The organism is Klebsiella sp. AqSCr, assembly GCF_008452795.1.
GTDB classification, from domain to species: domain Bacteria; phylum Pseudomonadota; class Gammaproteobacteria; order Enterobacterales; family Enterobacteriaceae; genus Klebsiella; species Klebsiella pneumoniae.
The window spans coordinates 1,855,936-1,868,663 of sequence record NZ_MJDM01000005.1 but is presented as its reverse complement, the minus strand read 5'-3'; the positions used below and the strand labels follow the sequence as shown (position 1 = coordinate 1,868,663).

Genomic DNA, 12,728 nt, shown 5'->3' with positions numbered 1-12,728 from the left:
AGCAGGAGCAGGAGCAGGAGCAGGAGCAGGAGCAGGAGCAGGAGCAGGAGCAGGAGCAGGAGCAGGAAGAGCTTCCTTCGTCTGTATACCCTTTAGCAGAAATTCTAAGTGGTCGGGGTTGTAGTTAAGTTGCTTTTGAAGATTTGCCCAAGAGTAACCCTTGCCTAACTGTGAAGCCTTGAAAGCTATATCGCGGTATTCGAATGAGAAGCCGTTCATCTTACCGGTAGAGGCAATGTTAGCCGTCCAGCCGACTTCTGCCTCTTCCAGCCTCTTGATCAAAGTTAAAAGGTCAGGTGTATCTGCCAAACTTTTATCAAGTATCTGTTGGAGAGCTTCCTTAGGGGAGGGAACACCAGTCCGGGCCGATAGCATTTGTTCGTTGCGAGAGATTCTTTTTCGCTTCGGTTGCCTTGGTGTAATCGCAGAAGCTGTCTTGGTAATTGTCAGGTTATGAGCGATTTCAAGTTCACTGATAATCCGGGTGCTGATGAGGTTTTCATTCCTACCTAAGTAAAGCTTTCCACCGGCCATGTCGATTCTGCTTGCGATAATGTGTATGTGCTGACCTTCGTCGTCATGTAAGACATAGCAACGGAGATGGGTATCACTGAACCCCATCATCTTCATGTAGCCGTCAGCTATGTTTACCCATTGGTCATTCGATAATGCTTCTCCGTCAGGCAATCGTAGAGAGTTGTGCCAAACGGGTTTTGCGACATCCTGGCGAAGATGCTTGGTGCTGTCGAATTCAGCGACCAGTTCAAGGGCTGAATCACCTAACATGTTCCCGCCAATGACGACTGGATCACTTTTGTGGTGTGCTCCCAGCTTCAATGCATATTGAACAACACCTGCGAAGCTCTTACCCCTCTTGATCTTCCGCATACCCTTCACGAGCGGTACTCCAAAAATCTGTTCTTAACAAGCTGTGACGAAGCTCTTTCAGTTGTCGCTTCACAGCGAAAAGCTCGGTGTGAGTAAGCTGGCTATCTTTACTCTTACTGTCGATATGGAGAGCAATACGGTTTAACTTCTGATTGATCTCACCCAAAGTTTTCCATGTATCGATGTTTACAGGAGGCACAATTGTTGGCAGCTTCTGTAACAAAGCCATACGTAACCATTCGCCTTTACTCGTAGAACCGCGTTTCGTATTGAGGTGTTGAAGTTCTGCGTTATTCAGACGAACGCTGACACAATGAGTTCTGAGAGTTTGCGGTATTAATTCTTGCAGATTTGAAGATTGCTTTATTAAAGGTGCGATGCTTTTTGAAATGCGAGGCATTGATGGGTTTATTTCCATATAAACTCCTTTTTTAATGTTGATGTCTTTAACTATTATACATGCTCTTGAAATAAGTCAATATTTGCAGGAGCAATATTTAATATAATACTTATAAATATGTATTAAGAATGATATTCCCAATCAATTTTATGTAGACCATAGTTCTTTATGAGTAGTCCAAAAGGACACAACTCATCATCATGAGCTCTTAATATAGGGTTTGTTGTGCAGAGACTATTAGTGACATTAGGATTTGAAACTCTACATAAATCTATCAGTGCGCAATTTCTGTCACTGCCTGAGACATAAATCATAAGGGCGAGAACTGTTAGAAGTTGCATAAATTCATTCTGGTCAAAGTCTTCTGGAAGTAAGGAAATACATTCCCCATTATTATTCATAACAAGGGGGATACCTATTTCTTGAATGAAACCGTTTATTTTTATGAAAAAATCATCACCATTTAACCTGAAAAGTTCGGCAAATATAAATTTATTAGATAATTCGGTTTTTGCAAAATCAATAACAAGTTGTATCCATCTTTGGATGTTGGGGAAATTGTTTCCAGAATAAGTTAATGATAATGATTCTTTGAAATCAAATAGTCTTCTCTGAGTTTTGGTAAATATAGTTTCATTAAAGCCTCCCTTTGCTTCCCATGGGCGATTAATGAGGTAGTGACTACATGAATCGAAAGTATCAAGAACAGAAATCATATTATTGATTTTTAATTCTTCAATAATATTGAAAAACATATTTAATGGGTTGTCATTATATAGACAATATTCAACGAAACATACTCTAACTTCATCAGCAACATAATCAAAGCCTAAAAAATCAAATAGCGAATCAACAGTCATATATGGAAAGTGAGGATGAGAAGTTTCCCAGTGCTTAGTTTCAATTTTATGTGCAATATATTCAAGGAAATCTCTTGCCCCAACATGGTATTCCGAGTTGTTTTCTAAGACTAAGATATATTTAAAAACCCTAGCACCAGTATCAATTGTGAAAAATTCATTCTTTAAAGATTTGATTTTAACATTTTCATCGATGAAATCGTCGCATCCCCATGTTGAAGAGAATTGTCTGTCAGTCAGTTGGGTATCGTCATCCCACTCAGAAAATGGTCGTATAATTTTCTTTACTTTATTTGCATGAAGGAGGACACTAAGAAATCGTCTTTTTGAGGTTAGTGTGTTTCGTATGGAATATGGGAGGATTAGATCCTGTAAAAAATGTATATATTCATGAACAAATGTTTGTTCGTTATTCCGAACACACTCCTCAATTTGTTCGTTGGATTCGATATGCATATAAAAGTTCGATGGGGAATATGAACCATTTGCTGCTCTGATTTTCATTATATTTGTCACCTCTTTCGTTATATGCTTAGTACTGTGGATTAAAATAACATTACTTGTAGGCTTTTGTATAGTCAGTCTTTTACAACCAAAGGGCAGGAAAAGCAAGGCGACCAAAAGAAGCTCCGCTTCCTTTGGTTAGCTCTTGCTTGAGTTGACAAAACATAAAAGGATGTTAGTTAATATATATTAATTGTAGGAGGGTTTTATGAATAAAAAAATAATGACGTATATTGTGATAATTTATATCGCCTCAATTTTAGCATCCTTAATTTATTTAAACTTATCGGACACTTTCTCGATGAGGTATTTCGAATTGTCCGGTTTAAAAGAAAAAGTCATCACTACCTATGTAGCGGTTTCATTGTTTTTTTCACCATTATTATTTATGATATCGGATGCTATTAATAGTGAAAAATAGAATTCTTCATTTTTCAGATTTATATTTTAACATATTTTCTTTATATTCAAATCGTGCAACGATAGCTTTTACTATTAGTAATATGGTATAGAGGCAAATGACAAGATAACCAATGTTATTTATCATGAATTTATCAAAAAAGTCTATAGACGTATTGGGTAATGTTTTTAAAGTTAGTAAGGCAGTTGTTAGAGCACTTACTGAAAATAAAACAGTATCATTTGCTGATTTAATCAGATCACGTTCAGTTTTATTTTTTAATTCTACCAAACGATAAAAGAAAGGGATAACAATACAAATTGGAAAAACTAATAAATATGGTGAGCTAAGGTCAAAGAAAAAAAATAATATTATGAGAACAAATAATAATTTTATGCTTTTTTTGTACGTGTCTATCAGCGGTTTTGGAATTTTTTTCATAATTTTATTCATTTTTAATTGAGCCAGCAGTGGCTGGCTCTAGTGGTTAGGCTGCCAGACCTTCATTGGGGCGATCTGAATCTTCTCTGCTATCTTTTTCAGCAGCATAAGTAGATTCACGTGACTTAGTAGACATCCCTGAGCCGTAGATCTTCTGAGCTTCACTATTTTCTGGTTTCCAAGCCCAGTTTGAAACATCTACTTTTTGTTCCGATTCCATTTTTTCAAGAAAATTTAAACCAAATACATTCATAGTTCACCTGCTATTTGAAGTTAACCAATTTGCAATGGACCCGGAAATATCCATGCCGGATAAATCTTCGATCCACAACCATTGACCAGCAGAATTCACCTCTAAGAACCACCAGTCATTATTTTCATCAACGATGAAATCTAAAGCCCCATATCGAAGGTTTAACTTAGACATTAAGGAATTTATTTTTTCCTTCACCGAAGTGGGGGCATCAATTTTCCAGTGCGGTGTATTAGGTATATCGTATCTACGCCAATCTATTTTTGCCTTGTTTGAATGCTGAGAGTCTATAGCACAAGCAAAATGTTCATCTTCAATTACTGTGTATCTAACTTCAAATTTTTTATTAACATATTTTTGAAGAGTAATTGGATTTTCTGAATAGTTTGCAAAACTTTCTAATTGTTCTAAAGTTATTTTGTTTACATATAGACCTAATAACTCACCTGATTCAGAGATATACATATCTTGAGACATGAATTTAAGAACCGAATCAGGGTAAGTAGTTAAGAAATTTTTGAGGTCTTCTTTGGAGTTTGAAGTTATAAATAGTGGATTATTTAGCCCAACTTCATTAGCTATTTTGTGTTGAAAATACTTGTTATCAGCGAGAGTTGCATCTCTTACATGATTAAACCAGCAACTTTCAGATAATGCATTATATAGACCAAAAAGGCTTTTATTCCATTCAGATCGCCATAATCTGAAACCATTACTTTGATCTTGCTGTTGTTCAGAATTGACTTGAACAGATACCCGCCTTGGCCAAACACATTTTACGGATGAATTTTTGATTGTTTTTCCGTTCTGGGAGATAGTCCATTCAGAGCCATCAAAGCTAATTTTTGTATCTTTAAGGGCTTCTATATCTAAATTCAAACGGAAATAGTTATCACCGAGTTTCATCGAAACTATGTCTGCATGAACATCGTTACTGTCAGTAAGTATCAAGATCATTGTTAGGATGTATCTGAATTTTTTTTGTTTACTTAATATCCGATAGTTATGTTTCATCGTCAATATTAATTTTTATTGAATATAAGGTATTGATTTAAAAGTAGTTTAATCACCGCATTGGTTTTCATAATGTAATTTACATATGGTATTATATCATTTCTTTTAGTCTTTCTTGTAAATTACCTTGCTTTTACTTGACTTAGTCAGACTTTTGTACTCGATAGCTTTGTGCTTCTTGTGGCTATGGAGTAATCTAATGTGTAATAAAACTATGCTAAGGAACCAATCGATTACTATGTATATCAATAAATTAGCTATTAGAAATTATAAAAACTTTCGAAGCTCAAATTTCTGCTTTGTTAAAAACTCAGTGAATACAATTATCGGTGAGAATGCTTCAGGTAAAACAAATTTGTTTAATGCTATGCGATTGATTCTTGATGACTCACTTCCAATGAATTCAAGAGTTCTATCAGGTGAAGATTTTTATCGTGGCTTAAATGACCCCTTCGGGCACTGGATTATTATCACAATGTATTTTGATGATTTAAGTGAATCTGAAGAAGAACAGGTTATTGCGAACTATACAATAAATAATGGTAACGAAGAGGCATTAAAAGAAGGAAATTATACATTTATATATCGCCCAAGATTTCATATTAGGCAAAAGCTATACGAGTTAACTGTAGATAATAAAGATTTAGAATCAAGATTAGAGGCTTTTACAGAGTTGAAATCAACTTGTATAATATCCAAAGAGACTTACGAGGCTGTCGCTTTTGTTAGAACAAAAGTTGATTTTAATAATGACGAAGTTTATAAGCAAGTAGTTGGGGATTTTGAAAATTACATTTTTTCAAATCCCAATGAAGATGATGCTACAGTCATTGGTGTAAAAAAACCGCCATACTTCGCCTTAGGTAGTGAAGTTGCTTGTACTTATGTCAAGGCTCTTCGCAACGTGGTAGCTGATTTAAAGTATTATAAAACTAATCCACTGTATAAATTGCTCACTTTAAAAAGCAAACAAATTGATGATAGAAAAGATATTTCTGAGAATGTTAAGAACATTAATGAACAAATTTCAGCAATTCCTGAAATTGCTCGACTAAGTAATAAAATATCAACATCTTTACTTAATACGGTTGGCTCAACATATTCGCCAAAAATATTGGTTTCATCACAACTACCCGAAGATTTTACTGAATTAATCCAATCACTTGGATTAGTAGTCGAGGATTCTTTAGATTATGACGGTTCAGGAAGAATTGATGATTTAAGTCTTGGGGGGGCAAATTTAATATATTTGGCTTTAAAATTATATGAGTATGAAGAAATTAGAGATGCTGAAGAGCATATAACTCATTTCCTATTGATTGAAGAACCAGAGGCTCATATACATAATCATATCCAGAAAACTTTATTTGACAATTTTAATTTTCAAAATACTCAAGTCTTCGTTTCGACTCATTCAACCCAAATAAGCTCTGTTTCTAAAATCTCGTCGATGAATATTTTGGCTCGGCAACGAGGATATACAGATATCTATCAGCCTTCCAACGGACTACAGCCAAAAGAAATTTCGTCAATTGAAAGATATCTTGATGCAATCCGTAGTGATGTGTTGTTTGCTAAAAGTGTAATTCTCGTAGAGGGTGATGCTGAATTAATAATAATCCCAGAACTTATAAAGGTCACTTTAGGTATTAGCTTGGATGAATTAGGTATTAGCTTAATAAAATTGGATGGGACTGTATTTAAGCATATTTCAAATCTTTTTCATAGTAATAGATTAAAACGCTATTGCGCAATTTTAACTGATAAAGATTTGGCATATGTGCAAGAACCGGATGAACTATTTGATGCTGATTTCGTTGAATCTTTGAAAAACGCTGAGACTGACGGTTTACGCAGAGAACGAGAGTTGGCAGAGTATGTAGAAGGCAATCAATTTGTCTCCGTTTTTTATGCAGAGAATACGTTTGAAACAGAGCTTGTTCGGTATGATGAAAATTCCGATCTTTTCAACAGTGTCATTAGGACAACATATAAAAGATCAGGTGATATTGAGCGAGTTGTTGCAGGTATTAATTCCGATGATTTACGGGTAAGATTTAGAACTGCTCTTTTTTTCGCCAATAAAATAGGTAAAGGGTGGTTAGCTACTGAAATGGTAGAGTATCTCCATAATGAGAATCGTGTTCCTGACTATATATTAAAAGCGATTCATTTTGCACTTAAAGATAGAGAACTGAATGCTGTGCTTACTAAAATGCTTGCCTATAATATGTCTTTAATGGGAACTCACTGGGATGATGTATGCAACAAGATTAATTCTGAACCTGATTTTGATAAAAAGATGCAAGAGTATAGGAAACATTTCAATGATAGCTTTTCTAGATTTTGGGAGTTGTAATTATGCCATATAGAAATTTGACATCTGAACAACTAGATGCTGTAAAATTTGATGGCAATCTATTACTTACAGCTTGTCCAGGTTCAGGAAAAACAAAAACATTGGTTTCCAAACTTTGTTTTATACTTGAAAATAAGGAGTTGTTTGATATAGGTAAGAAAAAAATTGTGGCATTGACATACACTAATGTTGCAGCAGATACTATTCTCGAAAGAATTATTTCATATGGTATAAATAGCGATTCATTGTGGATTGGAACAATACATAGTTTTTGTTTAAATTGGATTATAAAGCCTAACATTGATAGAATTCCAAGGCTCAGCAAAGGTTTTAATGTAATTGATGAGTATGAAAAAGAATTTATATTAAATGATCTGAGAGAACGTTATAACTTATCTCCTTACGATAAAATAGATACGCTTTTAGACTTAAGTTTTACTCCGGTATATTCTCGAAATACTGCTGAATATTCAGTGGTAAAAGCCTATCACTCCTATTTGTATGAGAATCGATTAATCGATTTTGATTTGATTTTGAATTTAACGTGCAATTTATTATTGAAGAATGATGTGCTATGTGAAAGACTATCTTTAATTATGCGATATATTTTAGTCGATGAATATCAAGATACCTCTCATATTCAATATGAAATACTAAGGCTGATAGTAAGTAAAAGAAATTCCTTGGTTACTTTTATTGGTGATAAAGAACAAGCAATATATACTGGATTGGGAGCGGTTGTTAAAAATAGAGAAGAGTTGTTCGATTACTTCAACCTTGAAGAATTAGAAGAAATGAGGTTAACCGGTTGTTTCCGTAGTAGTCAATCGATCATAGATTTTTATAGCAAATATAAAGATGATGCCTATTATATTAATTCATTGTCAGAACTGAAGACATTTCCTTCTGTGATACTCAAGGAAAATAGTGTTGATATCACCCAGTTGTCTGTTTATGTTTCAGGAATAATAAGAACTCACTTAGAACAAGGTATTTCTCCTGGTGAAATTGCTGTTCTATGCCCAAGTTGGTTTGATGTAATAAAATTATCCAATGAAATTATATCACTAAATTCTGATCTGGATATCGATGGTATCATGGTTTCTCCCATACCTAAAAATAATGAAAACTTGTGGCTCAATCTTGTAAAGCTTGCTTTAATTGAAAAGAATCCATCTAATTATCTTGTTAGGCAAAAACTTTTGCGAGATTTACTCAAAGAATTAAATGATTTAGAGTCATATACAAAATTCTTATCTCCAAAGCAAATCATAAAAGAAATAAATAAAATAGAATTTGCATTGGATTATAATTGTGAAATAGATATTTGGATAAAAAATCTTATAACTAACTTCTGTAGTTCATTAGGATTGGATGTTAATAATCAAAGCTATGCTTATAAAGAAATGATCTGCTTGATAGATGCTACTAAAAAACGAATGGCTAAATATAGTATGAACTATAGGGCAAATGATCTTCATTCTTTTTTTAATTTTAAAAGCGGAGTTAAAATTACGACTTGTCATTCGACAAAAGGAGATGAGTACGATGTCATTATTTGCACCGGGCTATTAAATGGAAAAATACCAAATTGGAATGACATTATAGATTGTAGCCCTGCACATCAAAATTATGTGGCTCGCAGGCTCTTATATGTCATAGGGTCTCGTGCAAAAAAACATTTATATTTGATATCTGAAAGCGGTCATAAGACACAAAAAGGTTATCCATATCAGGTCACTCCACAGCTTTAAGTACCCTTTGGTAGCAATAACTTTGGTATTATTGCTACGGGGAAATATAGTACTTATTTTCTTTTCTGCTTTGTCAATTGTTTAGGCAGCATAAGCTTTTAACCTTTGAGCTTGCACATAGCCGCTCCACCATTGCATGAGAACCACTCGTTCTGCGAGATAATCTGCGCGATTATATGCGGCAATTATTTCATCTTTCTTCGAGTGAGCAAGGGCCGCTTCTAAGACATCTGTCCTGAACTTACCCGACTCCTCTGCGGCCGTTCGTGCAATAGATCTCATTCCATGGGCTACAAGCTCTCCACCAAAGCCCATACGGATTATGGCCGCATTCGCTGTTTGTTCATGCATATGATTGAGTGGAGCTTTGATACTGGGGAAAACCCACTCTCTGTGCCCACTGATGGCTTTCATTGAATCCAATATTCGCAAAGCTTCTTTACTTAATGGGACCTTATGTGGCTTCTTCATTTTCATAAAATCGGATGGTATGTTCCACATGCCGGTTTCTATATCAATATCTGACCATCTTGTGCGAACAGCTTCACCAGGGCGAACCCATGTGAGAAGTTGCCACTCAATCAGTAGCCTTGTTTCTAAACGGATAGAAGCATTGTTTAGAGCAACCAGGAAGCGGGGGAGTTCGGAAGGGGGTAATGCTGGCATGTTCTGTTTCTTCGGCTTACTGAACCGTTGCCCAAGGTTATCAGCAGGATTGAACTCGATAAGTTCCTCAGTTGCAGCATAACGAAAAATTTCATTTAATCGGGAAATGATTCGCCGTAAAGTTTCGAGGACTCCTCTTTGCTCAATAGGATCGAGATGTTGCTTTAAGAGTTTGGGGCGGATCTCATTGATAGGAACATTACCCAAGCCGGGAAAGATATTTCTCTCCAGGCTTCGCCAGATGTCTTCTGCATGGTCTTGTGAGATACCTGAGGTCTTTACCTTCTCATCTAACCATTTCCTTGCCACGGTTTGGAGAGTGTGTTCAGTAGCATTCTTTAAGGCATTAGCTTTATTGTTGTTATGGACTTGAGGATCAATGCGATTGGCAAGCAAGGAAAGGTATTCATCTCGCAAGGCTCTTGCTCTTGCCAGAGTGAGGTGAGGGTAGGTCCCAAGGCTCATTTTGGTTCTTTTCTTACTCACTGGCACCGCATATCTGAAATACCAATTCTTCTTCCCTCCTTTTGCGAGAGGAGCGATTCGCAGGATCAAACCATCACCGTCAAACAAGTTGATTTCTTTGTCGGCTGGCTTGGTGCTTTTGATTTCAGTGTCAGTGAGCTTCTTAGCGATTTTTGCCATTTTGGGACCCTCGGTTTTTGGACCCTTCTTAGTGGGTCCCATTCAGGGTGCCATAACTCGTAGTTCTCAGCAATTCTCGCTAGACTACAATAGACGTAAAAAAGCCCGCAGAGCTTGTGCTGTGCGGGCTTAGTAGACTTTACTGAACTTCAGTACATCAATATTTGGTGGAGCTGGCGGGAGTTGAACCCGCGTCCGAAATTCCTACATCCTCGGCACTACATGCTTAGTCAGTCTTTACATTCGCTTGCCAGCTGCGGACAGACACGCCACTAACAAACTAGCCTGATTAGATTTAACGCTTCAACCCCAGGCAGGGCATCCACGCGATCTCTTTTGGGTTTGACCTCTCTTTGATCCCCGTCTTAAGAGCGGAAGCTAGGGAGAGAGGGCTCAGAGCAGGTTATTAAGCTGCTAAAGCGTAGTTTTCGTCGTTTGCGACTATTTTTTGCGGCTTTTTACGAGGCCAACCGCCCCTCGGCATGCACCTTGGGTTTCGCAAATCCCGTCGAATCCAGAATCAGCCCCAATGTGTAGGTTAAGTATAACAGATTTGTGAATGTCGTTACCAGCCCCATCACGCAGGATTATTTCAGCAGGGTGGACGAAAAAGCAGCATCAACAAGGATATAGCGTAAGGGCCAGCGAGAGCTGGCCCTCGGGGAGGGGAAATTAACGTCCGGCGTGCTTCATAATACGCGCCTTATCCAGCGCCCATTCACGATCTTTCAGGTCGGTACGCTTGTCGTGCTGTTTCTTACCTTTGGCGACGCCGATTTTCACTTTGCACCAGGCGTTCTTCCAGTACAGCGACAGGGCGACGACGGTGTAACCTTCGCGGTTAATGCGGCCGTACAGCGTGTCGAGTTCGCGCTGGTTGAGCAGCAGCTTACGGGTGCGCGTCGGGTCGCAGACATAGTGGGTGGAAGCCACGGCCATGGGCGTAAAGTTGGCGCCGAACAGGAAGGCCTCGCCATCCTTCAGGATGACATAGCTATCGCCGATGTTGGCTTTGCCTGCACGCAGGGATTTGACCTCCCAGCCCTGCAGGGCGAGACCAGCCTCGTATTCATCTTCGATAAAGTATTCGTGACGGGCGCGTTTATTCAGCGCAATGGTGGCTGATCCAGGTTTGTGGGCTTTTTTCTTAGTCATAATGTCCTGAAGTCATCGTCTTATACACAGTTACCTCGATCGCATCCTGCGAGGTGTACTGCGCATCTTAGCACGAGTTGCGGCACAGCGTTTTTTTTAGCAGCAGATAAATGATATTATTTGCACTGTGTTTAAATGTGGAACCTGCTATGCCTCAGATTAGCCGTACTGCGCTGGTGCCTTTCAGCGCGGAACAGATGTATCAACTGGTAAACGATGTGAAGTCCTATCCTGATTTTCTGCCAGGCTGCACCGGTAGCCGCGTGCTGGAATTGGGGCCGACGCAAATGACGGCGGCGGTTGATGTGTCCAAAGCCGGCATCAGTAAGACCTTCACCACACGCAATACACTGACCAGCAACCAGAGCATTTTGATGAGCCTGGTGGATGGCCCGTTCAAGAAGCTGATTGGCGGCTGGAAGTTTATTCCGCTGAGCCCCGAGGCCTGCAAAATAGAATTCCATCTCGATTTCGAGTTTACCAATAAACTGATTGAGATGGCTTTTGGCCGGATCTTCAAAGAGCTGGCCGCTAACATGGTGCAGGCGTTCACTTCGCGCGCCAAAGAGGTTTACAGTGCCGGCTAATATTCGTGTTGAAGTCGCCTACGCGCTGCCTGAAAAGCAGTATCTGCAGCGGGTCACCCTGGACGAGGGGGCGACGGTCGAGCAGGCGATTATCGCCAGCGGTCTGCTGGCGCTGCGTGATGACATCGATCTGGCGAAAAACAAGGTGGGTATCTACAGTCGTCCGGTAAAGCTGCATGACGAAGTTCACGACGGCGACCGGGTCGAAATCTATCGACCGCTGATCGCAGACCCGAAAGAGCTGCGTCGCCAGCGGGCAGAGAAAAGCGCCGCAAAGTAACCTGCAGCAGACCGGCTATCAGCCATAAAAAAAGCGCTCACCGAGCGCTTTTTGCTTTTCCGGGCCTTACTGACTGGTCAGCGCAGGCTTGTTATCAATGTTAGTCAACACACCGCCGCTGTTGAAGGTCAGGGTCAGGGTCTGCTGAGTCACTTTCTGGTGGCCCGGCTCCTGACGGAAGACATAGAACCAGGTATTGGTGCCGAACGGATCCGTCATCATTGGCGTCCCCAGAGCATAAGCTACCTGCTGTTGCGTCATACCGACACGAATTTTTGCTACATCGTTTGGTGCCAGATAGTTACCCTGGTTGATGTCAGGACGGTAAACCACTCGTTCCAGAGTGGAACAGCCTGCGGTCAACATAAGAAGAACCGCTGCGGCAGCAGTCAGCGTTTTACAGCGCATAGTGATTTGATTCCTTTTTGGGCCCGAGCAGTACGTGGCTCATCTGTAATATGCCGATAATAATAGACCTTCGCGCCGTTGGAAACCTCCGGCTGCAGGTCAGCAGGCAATTTG

General features: G+C 39.0%; 13 protein-coding genes and 1 other RNA gene. 4 read left to right on the top strand and 10 right to left on the bottom strand.

Going from position 1 to position 12,728, the window contains the following annotated elements; genetic code table 11:
* The 6 genes from BHE81_RS13045 to BHE81_RS13020 all read right to left on the bottom strand — a co-directional run.
* The coding region (locus BHE81_RS13045) for a relaxase/mobilization nuclease domain-containing protein (RefSeq protein WP_228268713.1) at window positions 1-897 on the bottom strand (897 nt) is incomplete at its 3' end.
* On the bottom strand, window positions 866-1,306 hold the full coding sequence (locus tag BHE81_RS13040) for a hypothetical protein (protein WP_087812862.1): 441 nt from the start codon (window positions 1,304-1,306) through the stop codon (window positions 866-868). The genes BHE81_RS13040 and BHE81_RS13045, both read right to left, overlap by 32 nt.
* Window positions 1,307-1,410: 104 nt before the next feature.
* Window positions 1,411-2,652: a hypothetical protein gene (locus tag BHE81_RS13035; protein ID WP_064840275.1), complete on the bottom strand. Its 1,242-nt coding sequence runs from the start codon at window positions 2,650-2,652 to the stop codon at window positions 1,411-1,413.
* A gap of 427 nt (window positions 2,653-3,079) precedes the next feature.
* On the bottom strand, window positions 3,080-3,493 hold the full coding sequence (locus BHE81_RS13030) for a hypothetical protein (protein WP_045889046.1): 414 nt from the start codon (window positions 3,491-3,493) through the stop codon (window positions 3,080-3,082).
* Between the two features lie 46 nt (window positions 3,494-3,539).
* A complete protein-coding gene (locus BHE81_RS13025) occupies window positions 3,540-3,746 on the bottom strand; it encodes a hypothetical protein (protein WP_071698745.1) in 207 nt (68 codons plus the stop codon).
* A 3-nt stretch (window positions 3,747-3,749) separates the two neighbouring features.
* Window positions 3,750-4,652, bottom strand: a complete 903-nt coding sequence (locus BHE81_RS13020; RefSeq protein ID WP_124302410.1) for a hypothetical protein — start codon at window positions 4,650-4,652, stop codon at window positions 3,750-3,752.
* Between the two features lie 346 nt (window positions 4,653-4,998).
* Between BHE81_RS13020 and BHE81_RS13015 the strand changes: the two genes are divergently transcribed.
* Both BHE81_RS13015 and BHE81_RS13010 read left to right on the top strand, forming a co-directional pair.
* Window positions 4,999-7,119 (top strand): ATP-dependent nuclease, encoded by a 2,121-nt coding sequence (locus BHE81_RS13015; RefSeq protein WP_045889052.1) that lies wholly within the window; start codon window positions 4,999-5,001, stop codon window positions 7,117-7,119.
* A gap of 2 nt (window positions 7,120-7,121) precedes the next feature.
* Window positions 7,122-8,873 carry a UvrD-helicase domain-containing protein gene (locus tag BHE81_RS13010; RefSeq protein ID WP_058661550.1) on the top strand — a complete coding sequence of 584 codons (1,752 nt, stop codon included), beginning with the start codon at window positions 7,122-7,124 and terminating at the stop codon, window positions 8,871-8,873.
* Between the two features lie 81 nt (window positions 8,874-8,954).
* Here BHE81_RS13010 and BHE81_RS13005 read toward each other — a convergent pair whose 3' ends face one another.
* The 3 genes from BHE81_RS13005 to smpB all read right to left on the bottom strand — a co-directional run bounded on the left by BHE81_RS13005 (window position 8,955) and on the right by smpB (window position 11,339).
* Window positions 8,955-10,184: an integrase domain-containing protein gene (locus BHE81_RS13005; protein ID WP_077948849.1), complete on the bottom strand. Its 1,230-nt coding sequence runs from the start codon at window positions 10,182-10,184 to the stop codon at window positions 8,955-8,957.
* Between the two features lie 165 nt (window positions 10,185-10,349).
* Window positions 10,350-10,712: a transfer-messenger RNA gene (gene ssrA, locus BHE81_RS12995) on the bottom strand.
* Between the two features lie 144 nt (window positions 10,713-10,856).
* Window positions 10,857-11,339 (bottom strand): SsrA-binding protein SmpB, encoded by a 483-nt coding sequence (smpB, locus tag BHE81_RS12990; protein ID WP_002914164.1) that lies wholly within the window; start codon window positions 11,337-11,339, stop codon window positions 10,857-10,859.
* A 149-nt stretch (window positions 11,340-11,488) separates the two neighbouring features.
* On the opposite strand from smpB, the gene BHE81_RS12985 reads away from it, so the two are divergent.
* Window positions 11,489-11,926, top strand: coding sequence for a type II toxin-antitoxin system RatA family toxin (locus BHE81_RS12985; RefSeq protein WP_004174798.1), 438 nt, complete (start codon window positions 11,489-11,491; stop codon window positions 11,924-11,926).
* Window positions 11,916-12,206 (top strand): RnfH family protein, encoded by a 291-nt coding sequence (locus BHE81_RS12980; RefSeq protein ID WP_023342642.1) that lies wholly within the window; start codon window positions 11,916-11,918, stop codon window positions 12,204-12,206. The genes BHE81_RS12985 and BHE81_RS12980 overlap by 11 nt, the downstream gene beginning before the upstream one ends.
* A gap of 66 nt (window positions 12,207-12,272) precedes the next feature.
* Here the strand turns inward: BHE81_RS12980 and bamE are convergent, their stop codons facing one another.
* Window positions 12,273-12,614 carry an outer membrane protein assembly factor BamE gene (gene bamE, locus BHE81_RS12975; RefSeq protein WP_002914160.1) on the bottom strand — a complete coding sequence of 114 codons (342 nt, stop codon included), beginning with the start codon at window positions 12,612-12,614 and terminating at the stop codon, window positions 12,273-12,275.
* Between the last annotated feature and the right edge of the window lie 114 nt (window positions 12,615-12,728).

Excerpts from the sequence above, each read along its gene's own strand:
- BHE81_RS13040 (WP_087812862.1), bottom strand. The coding sequence starts at position 1,306 with ATGGAAATAAACCCATCAATGCCTCGCATTTCAAAAAGCATCGCACCT.
- BHE81_RS13015 (WP_045889052.1), top strand. The coding sequence starts at position 4,999 with ATGTATATCAATAAATTAGCTATTAGAAATTATAAAAACTTTCGAAGC.
- smpB (WP_002914164.1), bottom strand. The coding sequence starts at position 11,339 with ATGACTAAGAAAAAAGCCCACAAACCTGGATCAGCCACCATTGCGCTG.
- BHE81_RS13005 (WP_077948849.1), bottom strand. The coding sequence starts at position 10,184 with ATGGCAAAAATCGCTAAGAAGCTCACTGACACTGAAATCAAAAGCACC.
- BHE81_RS13010 (WP_058661550.1), top strand. The coding sequence starts at position 7,122 with ATGCCATATAGAAATTTGACATCTGAACAACTAGATGCTGTAAAATTT.
- BHE81_RS13020 (WP_124302410.1), bottom strand. The coding sequence starts at position 4,652 with ATGAAACTCGGTGATAACTATTTCCGTTTGAATTTAGATATAGAAGCC.
- BHE81_RS12985 (WP_004174798.1), top strand. The coding sequence starts at position 11,489 with ATGCCTCAGATTAGCCGTACTGCGCTGGTGCCTTTCAGCGCGGAACAG.
- BHE81_RS13025 (WP_071698745.1), bottom strand. The coding sequence starts at position 3,746 with ATGAATGTATTTGGTTTAAATTTTCTTGAAAAAATGGAATCGGAACAA.
- BHE81_RS13035 (WP_064840275.1), bottom strand. The coding sequence starts at position 2,652 with ATGAAAATCAGAGCAGCAAATGGTTCATATTCCCCATCGAACTTTTAT.
- BHE81_RS13030 (WP_045889046.1), bottom strand. The coding sequence starts at position 3,493 with ATGAAAAAAATTCCAAAACCGCTGATAGACACGTACAAAAAAAGCATA.
- bamE (WP_002914160.1), bottom strand. The coding sequence starts at position 12,614 with ATGCGCTGTAAAACGCTGACTGCTGCCGCAGCGGTTCTTCTTATGTTG.